The sequence below is a fragment of the Veillonella montpellierensis genome, from assembly GCF_947090115.1.
GTDB lineage: Bacteria > Bacillota > Negativicutes > Veillonellales > Veillonellaceae > Veillonella > Veillonella montpellierensis.
This window is the reverse complement of the sequence record NZ_CAMUMS010000004.1, coordinates 127277-150643: the sequence shown is the minus strand read 5'-3', so window position 1 is coordinate 150643 and position 23367 is coordinate 127277. Positions and strand designations below refer to the sequence as shown.

Annotated in this window: 21 protein-coding genes and 1 other RNA gene; 21 read left to right on the top strand and 1 reads right to left on the bottom strand. The window is 42.5% G+C overall.

The window, feature by feature from the left end:
• Positions 1 to 182 precede the first annotated feature (182 nt).
• From P6940_RS03330 to P6940_RS03295, 8 genes are all read left to right on the top strand, one after another.
• Positions 183 to 890, top strand: coding sequence for an MBL fold metallo-hydrolase (locus tag P6940_RS03330; RefSeq protein ID WP_277293197.1), 708 nt, complete (start codon positions 183 to 185; stop codon positions 888 to 890).
• Positions 880 to 2139, top strand: a complete 1260-nt coding sequence (locus P6940_RS03325; RefSeq protein WP_277293196.1) for a DUF445 family protein — start codon at positions 880 to 882, stop codon at positions 2137 to 2139. The genes P6940_RS03330 and P6940_RS03325 overlap by 11 nt, the downstream gene beginning before the upstream one ends.
• Positions 2136 to 3452 (top strand): DUF445 domain-containing protein, encoded by a 1317-nt coding sequence (locus P6940_RS03320; protein ID WP_277293195.1) that lies wholly within the window; start codon positions 2136 to 2138, stop codon positions 3450 to 3452. Before P6940_RS03325 ends, P6940_RS03320 begins: the two co-directional genes overlap by 4 nt.
• A gap of 79 nt (positions 3453 to 3531) precedes the next feature.
• Complete coding sequence (locus tag P6940_RS03315) at positions 3532 to 4224, top strand: hypothetical protein (protein ID WP_277293194.1); 693 nt, start codon at positions 3532 to 3534, stop codon at positions 4222 to 4224.
• A gap of 188 nt (positions 4225 to 4412) precedes the next feature.
• Positions 4413 to 4892, top strand: coding sequence for a YhcH/YjgK/YiaL family protein (locus P6940_RS03310; RefSeq protein WP_277293193.1), 480 nt, complete (start codon positions 4413 to 4415; stop codon positions 4890 to 4892).
• A complete protein-coding gene (locus tag P6940_RS03305; RefSeq protein WP_277293192.1) occupies positions 4876 to 5784 on the top strand; it encodes a DMT family transporter in 909 nt (302 codons plus the stop codon). The genes P6940_RS03310 and P6940_RS03305 overlap by 17 nt, the downstream gene beginning before the upstream one ends.
• Before the next feature lie 23 nt (positions 5785 to 5807).
• On the top strand, positions 5808 to 6665 hold the full coding sequence (locus P6940_RS03300; RefSeq protein WP_277293191.1) for a polysaccharide deacetylase family protein: 858 nt from the start codon (positions 5808 to 5810) through the stop codon (positions 6663 to 6665).
• A 481-nt stretch (positions 6666 to 7146) separates the two neighbouring features.
• Complete coding sequence (locus tag P6940_RS03295; RefSeq protein WP_277293190.1) at positions 7147 to 7497, top strand: NifB/NifX family molybdenum-iron cluster-binding protein; 351 nt, start codon at positions 7147 to 7149, stop codon at positions 7495 to 7497.
• Positions 7498 to 7764: 267 nt separating this feature from the next.
• Here P6940_RS03295 and P6940_RS03290 read toward each other — a convergent pair whose 3' ends face one another.
• Complete coding sequence (locus P6940_RS03290; protein WP_277293189.1) at positions 7765 to 8943, bottom strand: MFS transporter; 1179 nt, start codon at positions 8941 to 8943, stop codon at positions 7765 to 7767.
• A 1000-nt stretch (positions 8944 to 9943) separates the two neighbouring features.
• Between P6940_RS03290 and P6940_RS03285 the strand changes: the two genes are divergently transcribed.
• The 13 genes from P6940_RS03285 (at position 9944) to fliB (ending at position 23319) form a co-directional block, all read left to right on the top strand.
• Positions 9944 to 10429, top strand: coding sequence for a MarR family winged helix-turn-helix transcriptional regulator (locus tag P6940_RS03285; RefSeq protein ID WP_038152215.1), 486 nt, complete (start codon positions 9944 to 9946; stop codon positions 10427 to 10429).
• Positions 10430 to 12003: 1574 nt separating this feature from the next.
• A complete protein-coding gene (locus tag P6940_RS03280) occupies positions 12004 to 12303 on the top strand; it encodes a winged helix-turn-helix transcriptional regulator (RefSeq protein ID WP_028258289.1) in 300 nt (99 codons plus the stop codon).
• A gap of 53 nt (positions 12304 to 12356) precedes the next feature.
• Entirely contained in the window at positions 12357 to 12788 is a 432-nt protein-coding gene (locus P6940_RS03275) for a GNAT family N-acetyltransferase (protein ID WP_277293188.1), read from the top strand.
• 329 nt (positions 12789 to 13117) lie between these two features.
• The gene (locus tag P6940_RS03270; RefSeq protein ID WP_277288197.1) at positions 13118 to 14059 is read left to right on the top strand and encodes a DUF535 family protein; all 942 of its coding nucleotides are present in this window, start codon (positions 13118 to 13120) and stop codon (positions 14057 to 14059) included.
• Positions 14060 to 14312: 253 nt separating this feature from the next.
• Positions 14313 to 14412, top strand: an RNA gene (ffs, locus tag P6940_RS03265) — signal recognition particle sRNA small type.
• Between the two features lie 102 nt (positions 14413 to 14514).
• Entirely contained in the window at positions 14515 to 14655 is a 141-nt protein-coding gene (locus P6940_RS03260) for a hypothetical protein (protein WP_277293187.1), read from the top strand.
• A gap of 356 nt (positions 14656 to 15011) precedes the next feature.
• Positions 15012 to 17219, top strand: a complete 2208-nt coding sequence (gene dnaX, locus P6940_RS03255) for a DNA polymerase III subunit gamma/tau (RefSeq protein WP_277293186.1) — start codon at positions 15012 to 15014, stop codon at positions 17217 to 17219.
• A complete protein-coding gene (locus tag P6940_RS03250) occupies positions 17219 to 17545 on the top strand; it encodes a YbaB/EbfC family nucleoid-associated protein (RefSeq protein ID WP_028258285.1) in 327 nt (108 codons plus the stop codon). The genes dnaX and P6940_RS03250 overlap by 1 nt, the downstream gene beginning before the upstream one ends.
• A 1-nt stretch (position 17546) precedes the next feature.
• A complete protein-coding gene (gene recR, locus P6940_RS03245) occupies positions 17547 to 18140 on the top strand; it encodes a recombination mediator RecR (protein WP_038114086.1) in 594 nt (197 codons plus the stop codon).
• 7 nt (positions 18141 to 18147) lie between these two features.
• A complete protein-coding gene (locus tag P6940_RS03240; protein WP_277293185.1) occupies positions 18148 to 18450 on the top strand; it encodes a hypothetical protein in 303 nt (100 codons plus the stop codon).
• Positions 18451 to 18466: 16 nt separating this feature from the next.
• Complete coding sequence (locus P6940_RS03235; RefSeq protein WP_423839106.1) at positions 18467 to 21055, top strand: 3'-5' exonuclease; 2589 nt, start codon at positions 18467 to 18469, stop codon at positions 21053 to 21055.
• Between the two features lie 136 nt (positions 21056 to 21191).
• A complete protein-coding gene (locus P6940_RS03230; protein WP_277293183.1) occupies positions 21192 to 22241 on the top strand; it encodes an RluA family pseudouridine synthase in 1050 nt (349 codons plus the stop codon).
• A gap of 91 nt (positions 22242 to 22332) precedes the next feature.
• A complete protein-coding gene (fliB, locus tag P6940_RS03225; RefSeq protein WP_277293182.1) occupies positions 22333 to 23319 on the top strand; it encodes a flagellin lysine-N-methylase in 987 nt (328 codons plus the stop codon).
• The last annotated feature ends 48 nt before the right edge of the window (positions 23320 to 23367 follow it).

Here is a 23367-nt window from a genome sequence, read left to right as displayed (position 1 = left end):
TGTCAGCATATAGGGTCACAGATATGGTATAATAATATGATAATATTAATCAATTAATAAATCATTCTATCCATAGGTGTATCAATATACAATATGTTCTCTATGATATGCAAGATAGGGGTAGATTGATGATGAGTATATAGAGTAGCAGCTAAGTAGTATGGATGCAATAAGGAGTTCTTATGAAATTATATTTTTTACATCACAGTGGCTTTATGATTGATGATGGCCATCGTTGTTATATATTCGACTTTTATAAAGATCCGAAAGGGCATGTACAAGCCATGGCGGATCAAGGTCGTGAATTATGGTTTTTTGTGACCCATGTGCATGGGGATCACTATAATCCTGCCATTGCTGAGGTGATTAGCAAGGGAACGGCAAATCGATATATTGTACATGAGGACGTACCGCTTACTAAATTTATGACGGCACCAGTTGGTGAGGTAATACCTATGAGAGTGGGTAGTACCATAACCGTAGATGACGTTACGATTACGATGTACGGGTCCACCGATGAGGGCGGTTCATTTCTTGTGGATACAGGTAGAAAACGAATCTTTCATGCGGGCGATTTAAATTGGTGGCATTGGAGTGGCGATACACCAGAAAACATAGAAGAAGCACGTCAGTTGATGCTAAAAGAATTTGCACCACTTACGGGATTGTCAGTAGACATTGCTATGTTTCCTGTCGATGCTCGCCTAGAGGAGGCGCGCGAATGGGGCGTATGGGAATTTTTACATAGAGTATGCGTGAAGGAGTTACTAGTGCCTATGCATTACTTTGGTTCTGTATGGCAACCATCCTCCTATTTTAAAGCGCGCTATGGATCAATTCCATTATGGATTCCTCAGCAAGATGGGGAGGCGTTTAGTTGTGGTGAGTAAGTGCCTAGAACGGATCAAGTATAAGCCCATGGCGACCATTGTATTACTCTTCATGACGGTTATATTTCTGATAGCCTATCCCTATAAAGCGTATGTATGGGGTGCTTTCATCATGCATATGAGTGGAGCAGCCATGATTGGCGGTTTAGCCGATTGGTATGGTGTTACGGCTTTATTTTCAAAACCTTTGGGTATATCCTATAAAACAGCGATTTTGCCACGCAGTAAAGATCGGCTGATTCTATTAGCGCGGCGCATGTTGTCCGAAGAGATATTGCGTGTGTCGTACATGTATAAAATTATAAAAAAAGAACGCCTTATGAAGCGGATACTTCAATATGTGGTGAGTTCAGAAGGACAGGCACAAGGGCGTGTCATTTTACATAGTCTTGCCGATCATGTATTGTCACATATGGAACTAGGACCAATTCGCAGGGAAGTGACTCGTTTACTAGCTACAAGTGTAACAAATTGGCGCATTACGCCGCTGGTCATTCAATTTGGTCGATGTGCGTTGGAAAAAAAGACAGCCACCATTTTTTGGTATTATTTCAATCGCACATGTCAACAAGTTATCGTATCGGATCGAGTGTATCCCTATTTATATGCCATTGTGAGTGCTATTTTAAAGCGCTATTCAGAAGGCTATTTAATGCGAGAACTAGGGTTAGCCTTTGGCGGCGATAGTCTATCTCCAGCCTATTTAGTACGGTTATTTCAACGTAAAGCCGTAGAATTATTAGATCGTCATGATTCCTTAGATTCCCCATTAGGTCAGTACATATGGGGGCGTTCCATTTACTTTTTCAATAAACTAGAAACCAATGAAGAATGGCAACAGTTTTTAGAAGACCATAAGGATAAATTTTTTCGCTATATCATCGACCACTGGCAAGGACAGTTTTTTGATGGAAATCGCATTGAATGGCAACGAGTTATCGACATGGGACTAGATAGTATGAGCCATATGGCGAGTAGTATGGCCGATGATGAAAGTAAAAAAGAACCGTTTGAACGCTTTTTACTCATGCGATTGGTAAGCGTATTACAATGGGTACGTCCTATCATTGATCGCATTGTAGAGGAAGAATTAAGGAGCTATACACCGCAAGAAATGACGGATATGGTGCGTTCACGCTTGTATTATGATTTACAAATGATTCGTATTAACGGATCCTTTGTAGGGGCCGTATTGGGCGGTATGTTTTTCGTGGTGGCCCAGTTGATTCGAGAGGTCGTGATACGATGATACAACGATACTTTCAGAATAGCACCTATCATAAGCGAGCCAATGCCCTATTATTCGTTAATATAGTGTTGTATGGAGTGGTGTTTGTAGGTCAATTTTTTACAACCGCCGTTTGGTTTGACGCCTTGTATTGGTGCGTGCAATCGGCACTTATCGGGAGCGTAGCCGACTGGTTTGCCGTGACCGCCCTCTTTCGTAAACCGTTGGGGTTTCCCTATCATACGGCATTAATTCCAAATAATAAGGATCGCTTAATTCGTGGCATTACAGCCATGGTGGAAAGCAAGATTTTAACGAAAAAACGTTGTGAAAGTATGGTGCGCCATATAGAATTTTTACCGATATTGGATCGGTACTTGATGACTGAATCGGGGCAACGGGCGTTGCGATTACTGTTACATCAGACTATTCACGCCATTTGGCATGCGAAAAGTTATGATGAATGGGCTTTTTTAGGGTCGAAGAAAATTCGCCAATGGATGAGCGAGCGCTCTTTGGTGCCAGCGTTGCAACATGTACTATTAGATTTATGCGAGCATAATCGCTATGAATCGATGGTGGTACAAGTCTTATCCGAGTTACAACGACAGATACAGCACCCGGCGATTGTGAATTGGTTAGCCACCATTATTGATGAAGAAGTGCAACGGAAAAAACATAACTTCCTTTCCGATTTATTGCTATCTTTTTCAGAAGCAACGGATATCATTAATCCCCATGATTTGGCTAATTCCATTCTCCATGAACTGTATGACATGCTAGAAATTTGGAAACAGCCAAATAATGAGGAACGAATCGTTTGGTTACGTCAATGGGTGGAACCGATTCAATCGCTTGGTGACAATCGAGATGTATGTGCGGCTCTCGATGTATCGTGGCTGCGTTGGATTGAAGGACAACCGTGGGAATCGATTATAAAAGAGCATGTATGTCCCTATATAGGGGACTTTATCATGAATGGTAATGAACAAGGTGACACACCAGCGACCTTGGTGGAACAGATTATCTTGACCATTTGGGCTCGTCATTACCAAGACGAAGCCTTGCGTAAACGCATTGAAACTACATTGCATCGCATTTCCTTATACCTGTTGGAACAAGGTTACAGTTTGCTCGGTCTTATTATTGGTGAAGTATTGCAAGGGTTTAGTACAGAAAAATTCATCGCTTTCATGGAAAGCAAAATAGATGATGACCTCAGCTGGATTCGCATTAATGGATCCATAGTAGGCGGTGTTTGTGGCTTGTTGGTATGGTGCATATTGCACTTCATCTACGAACCACTCTTACTCTATTGGCATATATGGTTATGAGATTTTCTGTATATAACATGGCTTGACAGAGGTATAGGATTGCTAATATAGAACATGAGGGGCTAGATAGGAGGTAACTATGTTAGGTGATTTATCAGCTCATTATGAAAGTAATGGCAATCCAGCATGTATTAGTGATGGCGTAGGTGATGCGGGCGGCGTATCCTATGGCGCCTATCAATTATCCAGTACTATGGGGAGTGTAGATCGATTTATTGAGTGGCTAGAACGTCATGAAAATAAGGCGTATCGTACAGTGGGAGATCAGCTACGTCTATATCCAGTGACAAGTGAAGCGTTTAATGACCTATGGCGCCGATTGGGCACTGAAAGAGAAACCGATTTTTTACTGATGCAACATGACTTTATACAAGAAACGTACTATGATCCAGCGTGTCAATGCTTGGCGGCACTGGGCTTTCATAGGGAGCATCATTCACATACCATGCAAGATGTGATTTGGAGTCGTGCGGTGCAATATGGTGCGTTTGCGATAGGAGATATGTTTACAGAGGCCTCTAAAGAGGCTGGGGCTATGGAACTCGCCTCGGTGGATACGTGGCGCTGGGATCGCCCTATGATTCGTGCCATTTATACAGTGTGTCAATCGAGTGAATGGAACTATGGGCCTTTACGAGATAGTTTACATCGTCGGTTTGAGGACGAGTGTAACGAGGCGTTACGTCGATTTGAAGCGGAAGTACCAGAGCTCTGTAAGGGTGATACGGACGGGATAGCCAATACGGTGCCGTTCGTATCCGCTGTGAAATAGTGCCGTGTTAGAAATGGCTGTCAATTCCTAGATGTAGTCTTGTTGTGATAAGTAGCAAACTATAGTTTATATAAGACACTTTTGGCTTTATACAGAAGATAGGGATGCTGCGTGTTACATGGTGCCACTAATTTTATGGATTTTACTGTGCTATAATACTAAGTAATAGTTCAGTAAGGAGGAATACGATGATATTTCAATCGATTGCCATTGATTACAGACAGTTTGGCTATGCGCCAGCGATTGTACGCGCATTAGATTTTTTAAAACATACAGATTTGAAATCCCTAGAGGGAGGACGACATAATTTAGAAGGTGAAAAAGGTTCACTGATGTATGCGAATGTAGATGATGTAGATACACTTCTATGGGAGCAGAGCAAACCAGAAGCACATCGTAAGTATATTGATATTCAATACATGGTGACAGGGGAAGAAGAAATCGGCTACATAGGGGTAAAACCAACGATAGAACCGATTCACGCCTATCCTGAGCGGGACTTATACTTTTATGACCCAGAGCTAGTCGATGAGGCACGTGTACATCTACAGGAAGGGTGTTATGCGATTTTTTACCCTGCCGATTGGCATCGCCCTTTGATAGCGGCACATAATAGGCCGATACCTATTAGAAAGGTAGTGGTGAAAGTTCATGTGGATCTTATCTAAGATACCTAGTACGTGGATTGGATTTATCTTAACACTGTTAGGCGGTATGTTATGGGGATTGTCGGGCACATCGGTACAGTTCATTCATGCCTATCGCCACGTGGATTTACAATGGCTTGTGACGGTTCGTTTGTTGGTGGCGGGCCTCATCACCTTGGCGTGGGGTGTATATAGAGAGCCGCAACAGATTAAGGATTTACTACGTCATCCGCAAGATATGAAAAAGACCGCCATATTTTCTATATTTGGCATTTCCATGTGTCAATATGCCTATTTTCGAGCCATTGGTGCTGCAGGCGTGGGCATTGCTACGGTGATTCAATACTTGGGACCGACGTTGATTATTATATATTTGTTAATTCGATATAGGGCAATTCCGAGAAGAAGTGAAATGATTAGCGTGATACTGGCATTTTTGGGAACCTTATCAATTGTATTTCATAATGGTTTCACGTTAGTGGCGTTAAATGTATCTGTCGTCTTATGGGGTCTATTATCAGCGGTAGGCATTGCCGTTTATAGCGTTCAGCCTATCAGTATTTTGCAGCGCTATGGCACATCTACGATTATGGGCATGGCCATGCTTATCGGTAGTTTAGCCGCCTATCTGTTGTTTAGACCTACAGGACCTGGTGGCGAATGGGATATGATGACATATCTAGCCGTATGGGGCGGTATTGTTGGGTTAGGCACGATTGTTTCTTTCAATGCCTATATGGAAGGGATTCGACGTATTGGACCTGTGAAAGGATCTATATTGTCGTCGGTGGAACCGATTTCAGCGGCGTTGTTGGGATGGTGGCTATTAGGTAATACATTTACCATACTTGATATGGTTGGATTTGTATGTATTCTATCTACCGTATTTATTTTAGCTATCGTTAATCAGTAAGATTTCTTGCGAGGTGTTATGTAGTGAAAGCACTACAAGTAATAATTATTGTGATTATAGGTATAATCATCGGCTTTGTGGGGTGGATCACGTATACGTGGACCCATTCCTATGAATACTATGCAGGCGGTATTCCCGTATTAAATTATCATCAAGTAGCAGATACGGGGGCCGGCGTTTTAACATTGCATTCTGAGCATTTCCGCCAACAAATGGAATATTTAAAATCGGAAGATTATCATCCGATTAGCTTAGATGAATTAGAAGCGTATCTAGAAGGACGCGGATCGTTGCCATGGAAACCAGTTGTCATCACCTTTGATGATGGCTATGAAGATAACTACCAAGTGGCGTATCCGATTTTGAAAGAATATGGATTTAAAGCGACGATTTTTATGATTGGTCAAGATGTGAACCGCAAAGGGTTTTTAACGGCCGCACAATTACAAGAATTACAGGCGCATGGTATTGATATTGAAAACCATACATATGCACACAAGCCATTAGATACGTTTAGTTATGATGAAACCGTAGCGGATTTAATTCATGCTAAAGCAATTTTACAGGATATTTTGCATAAAGACACAAAATATGTAGCCTATCCACAAGGGCGATATAATGAAGATGCGAAACGGGCAGTGCATGATACGGGCTTTACTCGTGCTTTCACAGTGGGGCCAGGATTTGCCACTACGGATAGCGACCCGATGGCAACGCCACGGATGCCTATTTTTGAAGGCGCTACTGCATGGTTCACAAATTACGATTTATTTAGAATTCGCATGCATGTAGCACAATTGGTAGAATGGTCATGGAATGTGCGGATGTTTGCGAAACGCCATAATGTACCTTGGCTATATGGTATTATGCCGGATATTTAATAGGCCTATAGACTAGGATGATGGACGTAACAAGGGATGATATAGAGTGCTATGTAGGCAGCTATATAGATAGACCTGTTCTTTATTCATAGATAAAATATAGCCCAGGAGCTGCATAGTTATGTGGCTTCTGGGCTATGTACGACTTATGATAGATAGTTGGTTCGTAGCAAAGGAATAGGATGGGTTTATGGACCATAACGCCTACTGTTCGATGTAGGGGCGCGAGATGATTACTGTATGGATGTGAAGAGCTATGGCATGTGTATAGAATATAGTAGGCTTATGGCCAAGAAGGGCGATAGTTCTAAGATGTGTCATGTCATTTGACGAAGGCCTTTACTATCTAACAGCTACTGTAGAAAGCATCTTTACATATCTTACTATGAATCAGTGTTTCTTAGGCATATAGAGATAGTAGAGTGATACTTTCATGAGGAATGGATAGATAGTTACTATGGAGATAGATAAGGAGGATTTTATGAAGATTGCAGTTACTTATGAAAACGGACAGATTTTTCAACATTTTGGTAAATCGAAACAATGGAAGGTGTATGAAGTAGAGAACGGACGCAGTACGACGTCTTGTGTATTTGATGTAGAGGCAGAAGGTCATACAGCACGGGTTCAGTTTCTTGTGGATCATCACATCGATACAGTGGTGTGCGGAGGTATTGGTGGGCCAGCGCTAGCGGCGTTGAAGGCGGCAAATATTACCGTATATCCAGGTCACACAGGCGATGCTGATGCGGTGGTAGAACAAGTTATAACAGGGGCGATTGTGGCAGATGAAAATTATACACCACATACGTGTCATCATGGGAAAAATTAAAAAATTTACTCGGTAGCCGTTTGTTGTACACCCTATACGTGTCATTATGAAAGCCATGCATCGTGAGAAGTGGCATAGCAGGCGATTTTATCCGCAGTATTTCTTGTATGCGATGGACGATAGGCCATACATGGATTCGTGCTAGATGCGTATGGAATATGTTACACTATAAAGTCAAAACTATCAGCCATGGAAAGATGGAATGGATGCATGAAATTGTCATAGTCTATGAAGTCCTAGAGAAGAGCGATAGGGACATAGACTTGGTTATCGGACTTTCAATAGAATCCAAAGAGCGGCGAGGACAAAGGAAATCCCGTTTACCCAAAAGAGGATTGTAAAGCCAAAGCTGGCCATAATGGTGGAACCTCCGACGGCGCCGAGAAAGAAGCCGATGGAAATCATGGACTGGTTATAGGCGAACACTTGGCCGGAGAATTGTTTAGGTGTCAATGAGGATAAATAGGTGTGAAGCGACGGTAAGAGCCCACCCATGCCGAGACCTTGTAAGAAACGCAGTATGCCTAATTGCACATAATTTGTCACATAGGCTTGAGGAATCGTTAGTAGGCCTACATAGACGAGAGATACTAATAGAATGCGTCGAGGCCCAATGCGATCAATCATATGACCTAGATAGGAACTACTCATGGTTTGTGCCACGCCCATAATGGAAAAAACGGCACCGGAAATGAGGGCGATGTTAGCCGTGTTTGCTGGCACCATGCCTTTAATATAGACGGTCATCACCGGTTGTAAGGACATGACGCACATGGAATAGATTAAGGCGGCTATATACAAGGTGATAATGGTTTTAAAATTAGGAATATGGGTATATAAGGTTTTGAGCGATTGTTTTTCTTTTGCCGCTGCTGGCGTGAAATCTTCATGGATAAAGAAATAGGTGGATAGAAAGGCGATACCCATCAATATACCGATGATTAAAAAGTCGATATGGATGCCAAAGGCGCTGGCAATATAACCGCCGATAATAGGGCCTATGAGTGAGCCGGCAAGATTGGCAGAAGTGAGCATACCTAAGGACCAACCGGTATGCTCTTTTGGCACTTCCGAGGCTAAGAGAGCTACGGATCCAGAAAAAAATCCGTTCACAAGGCCTTGAAAAAAACGGGCTAGAATGATTTGCTCTGGTGTTTGTACAAAGGCTAATCCGATATTGCATAGGGACATGCCGAAACTAGCGCGAAGGAGCGTAATCTTTCGTCCTTTTCGATCGGCTAGACGCCCCCAAAAGGGAGCCACTATGGCGGACATGATAAAGGTAATCCCCATGGCAAGGCCAGACCACAAGCTCATTTCTTCAGGATTTTTTACGCCTAACTCATGAAAATAGAGGGGCGAAATCGGTGCAAACTGACTGATGCCGACAGACATCAAAAAAGCACCGACTAAACAAATATATACCATGCGTTTCCATGGTTCCAATGGAATCACTCCTTTAGGTGTAGTGTAACGCTATATAAGTCATATCTATATAGCTGAATTTGAAGGTTGTAGTACAGCATATGCTTTCTAGGTAGCTCATGCGGTAGCTAGAAAGCATGTAACATGAATAGAGTCGCCACCTAAATCAATTACCCTATGTGACGTATGCGCGTATCGTGTTCGACTATATCCAGTCGATTACTGCTACCAGTAGCCACCTATTTGGTACATACGTGCATGGACCTTACATAGTATACGAAGCGTATCTCGCATGGCTACTAGCAATCTATCTGATTGTACATTACTTTTATTGTACTCATTCTATACATAGGTGTATAGAGATAATTTATGATAGCCTATGGACCACGTCTTACCTATTAGGATAGAGAGTTTGTTCGTGGTAATGCATCGGTAACGGTCCCGATGGTCTTGCGTATCATAATCGAGTCGGGTTTTAGCGGTAGGTCTTGTCGAGTATCATGTGCCTGTTGCAGTAACCTGCCATGAAGCGAGCACTATATAGGTATCTTTATCATCATAGGCGTGGTAGATGCTAAGCATAGCAAGACAAGAGGGATGAGGAAGCACTCTATTGCTAGAAAACAATGTGCTACACCGTTGGATGAGTGAGATATAACTAATGATAATAACACATGTATCGTAATTAATTATATAATAATAAAAGAGAGAATACGTAAAATGGTAAACCATACTGACATACGCTAGTGGGTATTCTTTTATGTACAACCTCGTAGTAGTATGGATTTAGTGTTGTAAGCTAGAATCGACTCGTGCTGGCTTCGTAGTTACATGCGCCGTCTACTAAGGAGATAACATTGATGAGTGGGGCATAGGGGATGTATGGTATACCAATGATGCTTACTAGTTGTGTGAAAGCTCGTACGTATTTCTCTATAAATTGACTAGAATTGTCATATATGATAAAATAATGCAAGTGTATGTAAAAGTAGGAGCTGTAGTAGGGTAGGGAGACCTTAATATGAAAAATGAATTATTTGATTTGACACAGTTTTCAATAGACGAAATATTATTATTAGAAAATCAAGTATGTTTTCCGCTATATGTAACGGCAAAAGATGTGGTAAATGCGTATCGTCCATTTTTAGAAGCCATTGATTTAACATATACTCAATATATTGTTATGATGGTGTTATGGGAAGTGAAATCACTTTCTGTTCGTGACTTGGGCCACCGATTATCACTTGATTCAGGTACATTGACACCGGTGTTAAAAAAATTAGAGAAAAAAGGTGTATTAACACGTACTCGTTCTCGTGAAGATGAACGTGTTGTAGATATTACGATTACACAAGCTGGTATTGATTTAAAAAAGGTAGCAGCAAAAGTGCCAGAACAGATGAATGAACGCGTGCAAGGTTTTTCGTTAGAAGAATTTCGCCAACTACGAACATTGTTGAATAAATTACAACGATGCTTAGCTGCAGGCGAAGAAAAGAATAAATAAATGATATACGCCCTACTGTGAAATAACATTCATAGTAGGGCGTATGTGCTAGTTCCATGAGGGTTATAGGACAAAACGTGCTATACATCTAATCCCGTGAATTGGTAAAAGAACAATCATCATTATGAAATCACTCTATACAATGGGGATTATAGGATAAAATGCGCTATACATCAAACTCTATGAATTGATACAAGAATCATCATACTTATGCAAATTACTCCCTACAGGGCACTCCCGTGTGGGAATCGAGTTGTCTAATCTGGATTGTACAATCATATATTATATATGTTAGAGATACGTGGTTTGTACCTATCCGAGGTACTTTTCCATGACATATACTAAAAAGCCTAGTATGCCATTGAAATTTTCAATGGTATACTAGGCTTTTTAGTTGCGTACACATACCGATTATGCGTACGATGGTACAGTAGATTGATGACTGTACACGGTAGAGAGCTTGTTAGTAGCACCTGCTATCTAGTATGACATCCACATAGATATCCATTAGATATACACTTGCTATATATAGTATGTCTTCTACATACTGTGAAAACGAATTGGTCTAGACACTTGTCATAGTACTCACTTGAGTTATCTGATAACACGCACTTGGTTTATTTATATAGACACTCGTCGGTACCTGCTCACTAGAGCAATTTGCTAATAATTAGTAGGAAAATTACTATGACACTTGTCATAGGTTGCTCACTGGAGCAAAATTAGTAGAAAGGCACTTGCCATTATGTATAGAACCACTTGGTAGAAATTGATACGATCACTTGACACTATGTATAGAGGCACTTGCCATTATATGTATATAGTATTGATACAATCACTTGATTCATAGAAAGTAGAAAGAACTCACTAGAGCATATATAATCGCACTTGCTGTTATAGATCTACTTGGATATACGCACTTGCGTACATATATATAGTTAATATCATCATCTCTTAGATAGTTATATCATCAGCACTTGCTAATCATCTATCGTAACTACTTAGCTTTCATCATCTATTCTACACACTTGTGTACTTGTACTGTACTTACAGTACGTATATAGATTGAATTTGTATAACGTAAGATCTTTCGCTATCTATGCTTGTATTATACAAGATTTTTTCTTCATTATCAAGTAGAGTAAGAAAATGAGAATTTAATATAATTAGCTATCATCTGCCTTGGTAAAGAAAATTAGTCCGTTAGATTGAAGTGCCAATAGATTAAAATCTAGTAAACATCGATATAGTTGAAGTATAAGAACGAACAGTATTCCCTATTTTTGTAAGTGTTTATCATGAAGGGAATAACAATAAGCAAAGGATTTGTAATTTGCTAAATAATAATTATTATTATTTAAAAGCTTTTACAAAGAGTATTTTTAATAAGTATGACTAAAAAGTATAGGTATATCTTAAAAAATTATAGATAAATGACGGATATCCTTTTATAGAAATGGATTAATATATTATAATCATAATAAATAATGATTATAGATAAGTATATTATATAGAACCTCTAAAGTTAGAGCTAAGGCGTAGTAACGATAGCATAATCAATAGAGGTGATTTCGATGGGTACAGTTAAAGCGGGCTTTCAGTTATTACATGGATTAGTTAAGTTAAAATGGGTACCAGAAATTTTATTAGCCTTACATGAGGAGAGCAAGTCTTTTTCACATATATTAAGTGCCATTCCTTTGCTAAGTCCTACTGAATTGAATCGCAAATTAAAATTATTACAACAGGAACAAATTATTGAAAAACGCAAAGATGGAAGATATCGCTTGTTATGTTATGGAGAAGACGTGGTCGCTATTTGTGAATTGTTAGTAGATTTTTACCAACGACACCATGAAAAACAAGTCAGTTAGTCGTGCCATCGGTGAATAGGTAATCTGTTATAGGGGCTACGAAAGGATTCCATATGGTGATTACACTGAAAGAGTCGACGCGAGTTTTAATGGATGAAAAGGCGATTCGCACAAACGTATTTGTAAAAGAGCAAGGCTTTCAAAATGAATTTGATGATATAGATGCGACCAGTTTTCATATGGTTCTATACATCGATGGTGTCGCGGCCTGTTGCTGCCGCTATTTTTCTAGTGATAGTGGGGCGTATATACTAGGACGATTAGCTACATTACCCCTCTATAGAGGGCAAGGGTTGGCGCGGTGTATAGTACAAGCCGTAGAAGAACGAGTGGTGCAGGCGGGCGGTATCACTCTACTTCTTCATGCACAAGTACAAGCTCGTCCTTTTTATGAATCGATTGGCTACGCACCACAAGGGGCGATCGATTTCGATGAAGGCGTGCCACATGTATGGATGAAAAAAGACATAGCACTGGACATGTAAAGCGACGTCATAAGGGCATGGAGAGGAATGGTAGATAAGAAGTGTGTACGTCTTGATGTTTTTACAGTTCTATCGGTATGTACGTAGATATCATAGGGTAGTACAAACTATTGGGTTTTACATCACTTGATGCATAGATAGGACAGTCCTATCTATGGCTAGAAATCTATGTTGCCAGTGGTGACGACGGTAGAGGTTGTGGGCAGCATGAACATAGATCGGTGTGTAAATTTAGTTGAAAATATAGTATACTATATGAATTAGAATAGAAGTCGCAACTAGAGTAGGCGTAGTAACAAGTTAGATAAGCATCTATAGGAGGTACTGTAGTGGGGTATATACGGCAACAGCAAGACGTGGCGATGAAGATTTATGGCAATCGTAGCTGGCGTGAAGGACGGCGACGGTGGCTATTTGTGTTGCGGTCGATTAAAAATAGAAAGCAAGTTGAAGCGTTTACTAATTACTTTCAAAACTATGCGCCACTACCAGATTTTTTAGAAAAGCATATAGAAGTAGAAGAAGTGATCAATCGTATTTTCTTCTATGCCAATTCTTCTGCCGCAGAACGGTTACAAGGGATACAAGATCATTTCGATGCATTATCGCAATTGTTTTCTACTGCAGGCATTCAACAGATGTATCGAGATATAGGGTATATGGATGTAGCCGAAGAAGATAAAACGGCGGGCATTACTATTTGGGAATCATCTGAGTTAGGCATGCAAGCAAATTTGGTGTATATACCAGGGCAGCGCAAGGAAGGTTTGTTATCGTTACTCTTGACGATTGACGGCGAAGGACTGTATCATATCAATTTTCGCTTTGAAAAGGATCTAGAAACATCAGAAATCGTAGTACATGTGGGAACGATTCAGGGGTATCCGAATGGATTAGACAAGGCGAAACAGGCAACGAAAAAAATGTATGGCTATCGACCTAAGAATTTTATTTTCTTTATCCTACGTCAATTGGCTACCGTGTTGGGGATTACTCGAATGAAAGCTGTGTCCGATGAGGGCTTTTATACGAATACCCATATGATTCGTGGCAATCGCCATAAATTGATTCGCTTTAATCCATTTTGGGAAGAATTAGGCGGTCACGTATCGCATGATGTGCGTTTTTATGATATACCCGTTACAGAAATGCGAAAGAGTTTAGAGGAGATTAAATCACAAAAGCGGAACCAATATCGTAATCGTTATGCCTTTCTCGATGGCGTTACCGAAGAGATAGGACGTCGATTAGCGCCGTATGTTAGAGTATAGATAACGCTACTAATGACGTTTGTAAAGGCGTTCTTAACAGAGCATATTGTGGGTATAGATATAGGACTGACCTAATACTTCATTTCCCAATGAATAGACAGGGAAGTCCTTTTTATCCATCGCTAGCAGTTTGTGTCACAGATGGTTGACTACTAAGATGCGCATAGAATAAATGGAATGGAAATATTGTCATTATGGTATATATATAGTATAATGATAACACTAAATACTTATAGCATTGGATTATGGCAGTTCTTTGGCCCCGTGCAATGGGAGCCTGTGAATCGTGTCAGGACTGAGAGGTAGCAGCACTAAGCAGTTACTTTCATGTGCCATGGGAACTCCAGAGGGCTGTCATAATCGAGTGCTACAAGCGGCTAAGCAGTCATGAAGGCTGCTTTTTTTTATATACGATCTAGCAGTAGTGGCGCATAGGATCGTGTGCGTGTGAAGTGGTGCGTACTAGCAATGATGTGTTATCAGCGTGCAATGAAAGTTGGTATGACAGAATTTTGACTGTTTCTGATGTATATATGTGGGCGAGAGGCTTTTATTCTAAGAAACTAGGGCCTATGACGCAGTTCATTGTAGGCTAGTGAGTATGGCTGACAGTAAAGCAATGATACTATCTATGATAACGCACGTAGGATAGGCGCTTTGATTCGTGAAATTCTTTGTATGATCATATCGTTTGGAATGAAAAGAATATCATGAGGATATCGTGGATGATGGATACTTTTACCGTGTTAGGTATAGTAAGCACTGAAAGCGATACAATGTGAATGTGTGGGAACGAGAATTGAAGGCCCTGTGTTAGGTATATGCGGCTATGTAGTGGTATAATTTGATTAGAAGACGATTCAGTTGATGACGTAGAGAGGGCGCTTCATCGATGAGTAGAGTAGCCCCATGCATGGACAGATACAGGCATAGCGGTTAGGAAGGAGGCAGCATGGCGTATATTGCATTATATAGAAAGTATCGACCTAAGACTTTCACCGACGTGGTGGGACAACATCATGTGAGCGATACGTTGATGCGAGCCATTCGTGAAGATAAAGTGGCCCACGCGTATTTATTTGCAGGCCCTCGTGGAACGGGGAAAACGAGTATGGCTAAGATTTTTGCACGGGCTATTAATTGTGAACAAGGTCCTACCGATCATCCTTGTAATGAATGTCAATCGTGTCGTCAAATTTTAGAAGGCCAGGCGATGGATGTATTCGAAATTGATGCGGCTTCGAATCGAGGTATTGATGAAATTCGCGCATTGCGGGAAACGATCAAGTTTATGCCCGTAGAGGGGCGTAAGAAAATCTATATCATTGATGAAGCGCACATGTTGACGACGGAAGCGTGGAATGCGTTGTTAAAAACCATTGAAGAACCGCCAGCTCATATTATGTTTATCTTTGCCACTACGGAATTGGAAAAATTACCGGTTACGATTTTGTCGAGGTGTCAACGCTACACATTTAGGCGGATTACGGTGGATGATATTGCAGAGCGGTTACACTATGTGGCGGCGCAAGAATCGATTCCCTTAGACGAGGGAGCGGCACAGTTGATAGCGATTCATGCCGATGGGGGCTTGCGTGATGCGTTAAGTATATTGGATCAATGTGCCGGTATGGCAACAGATACGATTACACCGCAAGTGGTAGAAAGTATTATGGGGCTCGTGAGTAAGAAGTGGATTTTGACGCTCTTTGATGCGCTATGTGCTGGCGATGGCGCTATAGTGTTACGGTGTATCCAAGAAGCACTCGTAGAAGGGCGTGATGCGATTCAGATTGTAGAGGCCTCCATACGTCATATTAGAGCGCTATTAATCGCTAAGGTGATGCCTGAGGCGGATGAGATTAAAGTGTATGACACATGGCAATCGTCTTTTTTTGCACAAAGTGAGGCGATTACGGTGGATGACATCAATCGTTACATTCGCGCTTTGCAGAGGATTCAAAATGATGCAAAACAAGTGGATAATCCGAGGACAATTGTGGAAATGGGATTTTTGGTGCTCTGTTCACAAGTGGCGACCTATGACGATTCTATGGAAACACGAGTATCTGTATTAGAACGGACGGCGGAGAAACGTGATGAAAGTCTGCTAAATCGTGTGGCACTTTTGGAAGCGCAAGTAGAGGCCGCACCGTCTAGTCCAGGTGAAAGGCGAGCGGTGCATGAAGCGACTGGACATGGAGCAAGCTTTCACAGGACGGGTGAAGCACCTAATACGGTAGCGAAAGCGGGCGTGACAGAACCAGAAGTGGGGCGCACACCGCCTCTAGAGGTCCATACAGTAATAGCGACAGACGTGGCCCCCTCAGCCACTACGACGAAGGGCGAAACGCCCTCGGTAGATGTTACTACACCGATAGATACTGTACAGACTGCGTATCGTACGCCACCTCCTAAGGCGCGTACGAGCACTATAGAACAGAAACAATCGCCATCGACACTTCGTGTGACGAGTACGGGGCAAGGTGTGACGATTGGGACGGGCATTGTTCGCACAGATGAATATAGAAACATTCATGGCAAAGTGTTACAATGGATGCAGTGCCACAAAAAAAATATGTGTGCCGGATTTTATCGGTCTGGGCAAGTGGTCTATGTGGATACGAGCCGTGTGGTCATCGTCTTTAACAGTGATTTTAATATCAAGATGGCTTCCACGGAACAGATGATAGCTGATGCGACGGAAGCGTTTGGCGCAATACTCGAGTATCCGATTACGATGGAGGTCATCGGTGCTGGCACGGAGGAAGACCAAGGGTATCGAAGAGCGGCCCATGAGGCTATGAACGCGCGAAGTGCAGCCACTGATACAGTAAACGCAGCACCGTCTAAGGCCTATGTAGAGGCGGCAGAGCAGATGGCGTCACGGCTTACGCGAAAACCGACGAAGACTGTGGAAAAAGAGGTATCGCCTCCTACTAGCGAAGTGATGGTAGAAAGCTTTGCGCAAGATGCATCACCTACGGATAGTAAGGTGACGAACCTAGACGAGGCAGAGACCCGAGTAAAATGGGATATAGAGCACATGAGTGAGGAAGAGAAACAAAATCCCTTGTTAGTAGAAACACTACGATGTTTTTCAGCAGAGGATTATGATATTTATAAAGAATATATTAATGATGAGCAGGAGGAAAAATAATGTTTGGTAATATGGGAAATATGGCAGGTATGATGAAAAAAGTTAAAAAAATGCAAGAAGATATGAAGAAGATGCAAGAAGAACTTAAAACACGTACTGTAGAAGTGTCTGTTGGCGGTGGAGCGGTAGCCGTAGTGATGAATGGGGAAAAAATGATTGAATCCTTAACCATTAATCCGAGTGCCGTAGATCCAGAGGACGTAGAAATGTTGGAAGATTTAGTAAAAGCGGCGATTAATGAAGCAAGTAAGAAAATTGATGACTTGTTAAGCTCTGAAATGGGGAAAGTAACAGGTGGTTTGAACTTGCCAGGTGGTTTATTCTAATATGGCAGCAAATTCGTTAGAACGGTTAGTGGAACAATTTCGACGCCTCCCTGGTATCGGCGCTAAGTCGGCACGTCGCTTGGCATATCACTTGGTAGAAATGGAACAGGATGAGGTAGATCAACTAGTGAATACCATTGTGGAAGCTAAGGCGGCCACCCATCGTTGTTCCTGTTGCTTTCACTTGTCATCGCAAGATCCTTGCGAATTTTGCAGCGACGAACGGCGTGATAGAACGACGATTCTCGTAGTAGAAACGTCACGCGATGTAATCGCCATTGAACGAAGTGGCGATTATAAAGGATTATATCATGTGTTAGAGGGTGCTTTGTCGCCTATGGACGGCATTGGGGCCGATGATATTCGCATTAAAGAACTCATTGCCCGTTTGCGCGATGGCACCGTAGAGGAAGTCATTTTAGCGACGGATCCCGACGTGGAAGGGGAAGCGACTGCGTTGTATTTGGCTAGATTACTACAACCGAGTGGCATTAAAGTGACACGCATTGCGCGCGGTATTCCTGTAGGTGGCGACATTGAATATGCCGATGAATTAACCTTAGGCGGTGCCGTAGTCAATCGTCAAGAAATGTGAGGTATCTATGGATATAGTATCACTGGTAGCATCGAATCCGTTAGTGGCTCAGAATGCTACTGTACAAGAATTACTAGCGAATCCTACGCTGGCCGTCATCGCAGTTATTGTGGTGATTGCCTTGCTGATTAAAATCGCTTTTTATACGATAAAACGAATTGTGTTGAATGTGGCGGTAGGCTATTTGTTTTATCTAGGGGTCAATCATGTTTCTCACACTGCGGTGGATATGAGTTTTTTGAGTTGGCTCTTAACGGCGCCTTTGGGCCCCTTACCCGTTATTGTTACGTGGTTACAACATAATTTCTAATGCCTAGGAGGTCATGATGAACATCAATGCACAACAACGCCGTGTGGTAGAAGAGCTCGATCGCAATCTATTATTGTTGGCGTCAGCAGGTACGGGCAAGACGAATACGCTCGCCTATCGAGTGGCGCACATTATTCGTTCTGGACGGGCTCGTGGAGAGGCGATACTTTGTATGACATTTACCAACAAGGCGTGTCATGAGATGAAAGAACGCATACAATCTTTGGTGGGCATTGATGCAAAAGCTGTGGAAGTAAGTACATTCCACAGCTTTTGTTATAAAATTTTACGAGAAGAAGCGCGTCTCAATGAAATGCTACCATCAGATTTTACCATCTTTGATGAAGAAGATTGTAAAGAGTTATGGCAACCATTAAAACCAGCACGGATGAAAGAGATGGACTTTCAAAATCTTATCATGTGTATCAAGGAATATCGGTCGCTGTATGACTATGATTCGGAGGATGCACGAGAAGATTATAGAAAAACGATTGAACGGCTCTATGAAGAGGAATACTTGAAAATCGTTTCCTATTTTGGTGGCGCCGACAGTCTTGTTATGAAAGAGGATCGTGAGCAGTTTCGCCAGCAAGGGGCAGATATACTCATAGCCTATGAAACAGCTCTACAAGCCGTACATGGTGTAGATTTTATCGATTTAGTAAGCCTCGTGCATCGCTTGTTTAAGGATGAAGTGATTCGAGAACGGTGGCAGAGACGCTATTCGTATATTGCAGTAGATGAAATGCAGGATACGGGCGAACTGGAGTATCGCGTCATGTCCCAACTATGGCCAGGTAATCATGTTTTACTATGTGGGGATTATTTTCAAACCATTTATGAATGGCGCGGATCGAATCCGTTCAAGCTACTTAGAGACTATCAGCGTGACTTTCAGCCCCTATCCATTATTTTTTATGAAAACTATCGGTCCAATCGGACCTTATTTAGCGCCGCCTTTCAAACGCTGGAAGTCATGTTCCCTGACCTAGTAGGATCCATATACGATGTGATGCCACGGTCAGCGAGCCAGGAAGATGGAGAGCCCATCATGATTCATGAGGCGCGATCGGAACGAGAAGAGGGGGCCTATATCTTTCATTCGATTCAAAAGTTGCCAAAGGATGCGCGCACGTGTGTACTGGTGCGCAACAATCGAAAGGCCCAAGACCTAAGCCGACGGTTTGCACAACTTAATGAAGATACACCTAAGGGCGATCAGCGACAGTTTATGATCATCGACGAGTTTAAATTTTTCCGCCGTCAAGAAATCAAAGATGTGATGGCTTATTTTAAATTACTGATAAATCCCTACGATGCGTTGAGTGCCAAGCGGATTATGAAACGCTATGTGAAAGGCATCGGCGAAGGGCGACTACGGGACATCGAACGTGACGAAGTGCGCCAAGCGGGGATAGCGATTACGGACTTTTTACAAATGCCCATTTTTGAAGAAGAACCGTATGCCAAATTATTGACCGCCCTAGAGGAAGGCAATGTGATTGTCTATGACGTGGAAAGTACGGGTACCGATACGACGAAGGATTACATTATCCAAATTGCAGCGATTCGCATTAATGGTCAAGGAGAGGTATTAGACAAGTTTGAACGCTTTATCAAGCCTCCCAAGTCCGTAGGTGATTCAGAAGCGGTCCATGGCTTTAGCGACGACTATTTAGCTACCCATGGAGAGGAGGCATCGGTTGTCCTAGAAGCGTTTACCTCTTTTTCTAAGGGCGCTGTGATTGTGGGCCATAATGTGAATTACGATGTGAGCATTTTAACGAGTGAACTCTATCGTCATCAACTAGGAGAACCCGATTTTATGGCCGTCTATGATACGTTGGCGATGGCACGGCGTTTCTATCCAGACCTACCGAATCATAAACTCGGCTATTTGAGCGAAGTATTTCCCATTTCTCATAAACCAAGTCACAATGCGTACGATGATATTATGGCGACCGCGTTGCTATTGGTGTATATGGTGGATCACAATATTGTGCCCACCCAGGCAACACGTATGGCCATCATTGCCAAGTATAAACATGCCTTTGCCACCATTGCTTCACAAATGGCGACCTTGGCGCGTAAAAGTAAAAGTGAGGCGCCTACGAGCTTATTGGCTTATATTATGAATGAAATGGGCGTTATTGATTATTATAAAGAACGCCATGAAATGGCACGCGTCGAATATATTCGTGATTTATACCGCATATTAGAGCGGTTAGAACAGACAAATACGGCGATGAATGGGCATGATCGATTGCAGTATATATTGCAATTAGCGGCCTTGACCGCTGGCGAAGTGGATTGTCGCATTAAACAGGAACAACGCATCCCTATTATTACCATTCACCAAGCAAAGGGCAGTGAATTTGATTATGTGTGGTTAGCGGGCATGAATGAAGGACAATTCCCAAACTATATGGCGGTGAAAGAGGGGCACATCGATGAAGAAAAACGATTATTCTATGTGGCCTTAACGAGGGCAAAAGAACGGCTAGTGATTACGTATAGCAAAGAAAATGCCTATGGCAGACCGGCTAGAAAAAGTTCCTTATTAGCCTATTTGCCAACAGATCCAACATTTGTAGATACTGTGTAGCATGCTCATGATGTACTCTTTTCATAGTAGGTCGTCATGGCTGATGGCACATGGAAGAATGGATGCGGATAAGGTTGCTTTACCATAGTCACGCTACGACGAGAGGAAATCAATGTATGGAGTACGAGGAGGTACTATGGCAAGAAAAACAAATCGCGCCGATGATATGGTCATTTCTATTACAGAAGAAGATATACAAGGTGGCGCTCATACGGTAGGAGCCATCTTAGATAATCGAGGGCTACCACGAAAGGGCATGAAAAAATTATTCCATGAAAAACTAGTCCTTTTAGAGGGGCATAGATGTACACCGGAAACGCCAGTTGTAGCTGGTGATGAGTTGCGCCTACAGATGATGAAGGAGACTGTCGACTATACACCGATACAAGGGGCTATCACCATTCTATACGAAGATGAGGATCTACTCATTGTGGATAAACCGAAGGGGATGACCGTTAATTCGGGGGGACAAATTTCTTTGGCGAACCTGGTGGCACAGTATTTCAAAGATCAGGGCATTCGGCGAAAAATTCGATTTTTAAATCGTTTAGACCGTGATACGACAGGGTGCATCGTGATTTGTAAAAGTCATGTGGCACAGAGCTTTTACCAACAACAAATGGAAACGAATCAATTTGAAAAATGGTATACCACCGTCGTGGAAGGGCGACTATTTACGCATATAGCACAGATCACAAAGGAGAAGACCTTAGTGGATGGCGCCAGCCTATCGGTGGTGCACCACGAGAATTTGCCGTGCGTAGGGGAACGAGAAGGCACCTCATGCATGGATAAAGACCTACAGGTGATCGCCTTACCGATGAAGCGCAGTGATGATGGCATCCATTATGAGGTAAGTTCGTTGGGGGTCATGACGAAAACGGGGTATCTAGTGCTAGACACGTATGACAGTATGGCGGCCTATGGAAAAGACGCTAGACATTTGTCCGTAACCGATAGATCCTATGCGTCTATGGCTGATGTGGGCCCCGTCACAAACGTGTTGGTGCGACTCTATACGGGTAAAACCCATCAAATACGCGTGGCTTTTAGCTACCTTGGCTATCCCTTGGTGGGCGATACCTTGTATGGAGCCTCTCATACGGGGCATACCTTTATGTTGCGGTCCGTGTGCGTGGCGTTTACCCATATGAGAACAGGAGAGCGCATCGTAGTGCATGCGTAACCGTTTCAGTGCTGCATGTGTAGATGACAAGTAGATGTAAACGTATGCAATAACAAGTGTGTATGACCTAGAATGAGTAGATGAGGTGCTTATGATTTCTATATATCCTACGTGGTATGATGACTTTCAGTGCAAGGCGGACAGGTGTGAACATACGTGCTGCCAAACTTGGGAAATTGATATTGATTTGGCCTCGTATGCACGATACCGAGAGCTGACAGGGCCGTTCGGTGAACGGCTTCGGGCCAGTATAGCCGGTGAGGGGGATCATCATTATTTTGCCCTAAATGAGCAAGGGTATTGCCCGTTGTTGGAAGCGAGTGGATTATGTTCCTTAGTGCTTGCCAAAGGGGAAGACTATTTATGTGATATTTGCCATCATCATCCGCGTTTTTATGGATATGTGAAAGATGGAACAGATCGGACGATTGAACTAGCTGGTGTGGGCCTAGCTTGCGAAAAGACGTGTGAGTTACTGAGTGCGCCTGTAACGAGCTTGGAAAAGGCAGTGTGTGTGCCAACCTCTGATACGGGTATCAGCGAGATAGTAGGTGCTATGGATGTGCCTGAAGAAGATACTTTATACCTTACCGTAGGAGAGGAACATAAGATATATGGGTACACCACGGTAGATCGCCTATTAGCGCAGTTGGGCATAGATTGCACGAAGGAGGATATGGCGTTTGTGCCACTTCCGAATGAAGCGGACTATTTGATGCTGTTGTCGATTCTAGAAACAACGGAACCGATTCATCAGGCCTGGACAGAGGGTTTGTCGTGGCTTACGGCACATATACACGATGTGGTCGCCAGAGCAGAGCACTATCAAACGGTGTATGATAGCGCTCTATTTCAACGGCTCTATCAATACATTATCTATCGGCACATACCGCGCTTGGCGGACGTATCCCTTGAGGCACTCTTGGCCTACGGGCGGGATAGCGCAGAATATATCTTTATGATGGCCGCCGTTCATGGTCATGAACTGGTGCAAATGGCGCGGTGGTCCGAACAAATTGAATACGATACGGATAACGTGGCGCGGCTTTTGGGGATATATGAAAGTATGTTCTCATAGGGGGAGCGTGTAGAGAATCTGATATAAATCTCTTACACCTGTATAAAC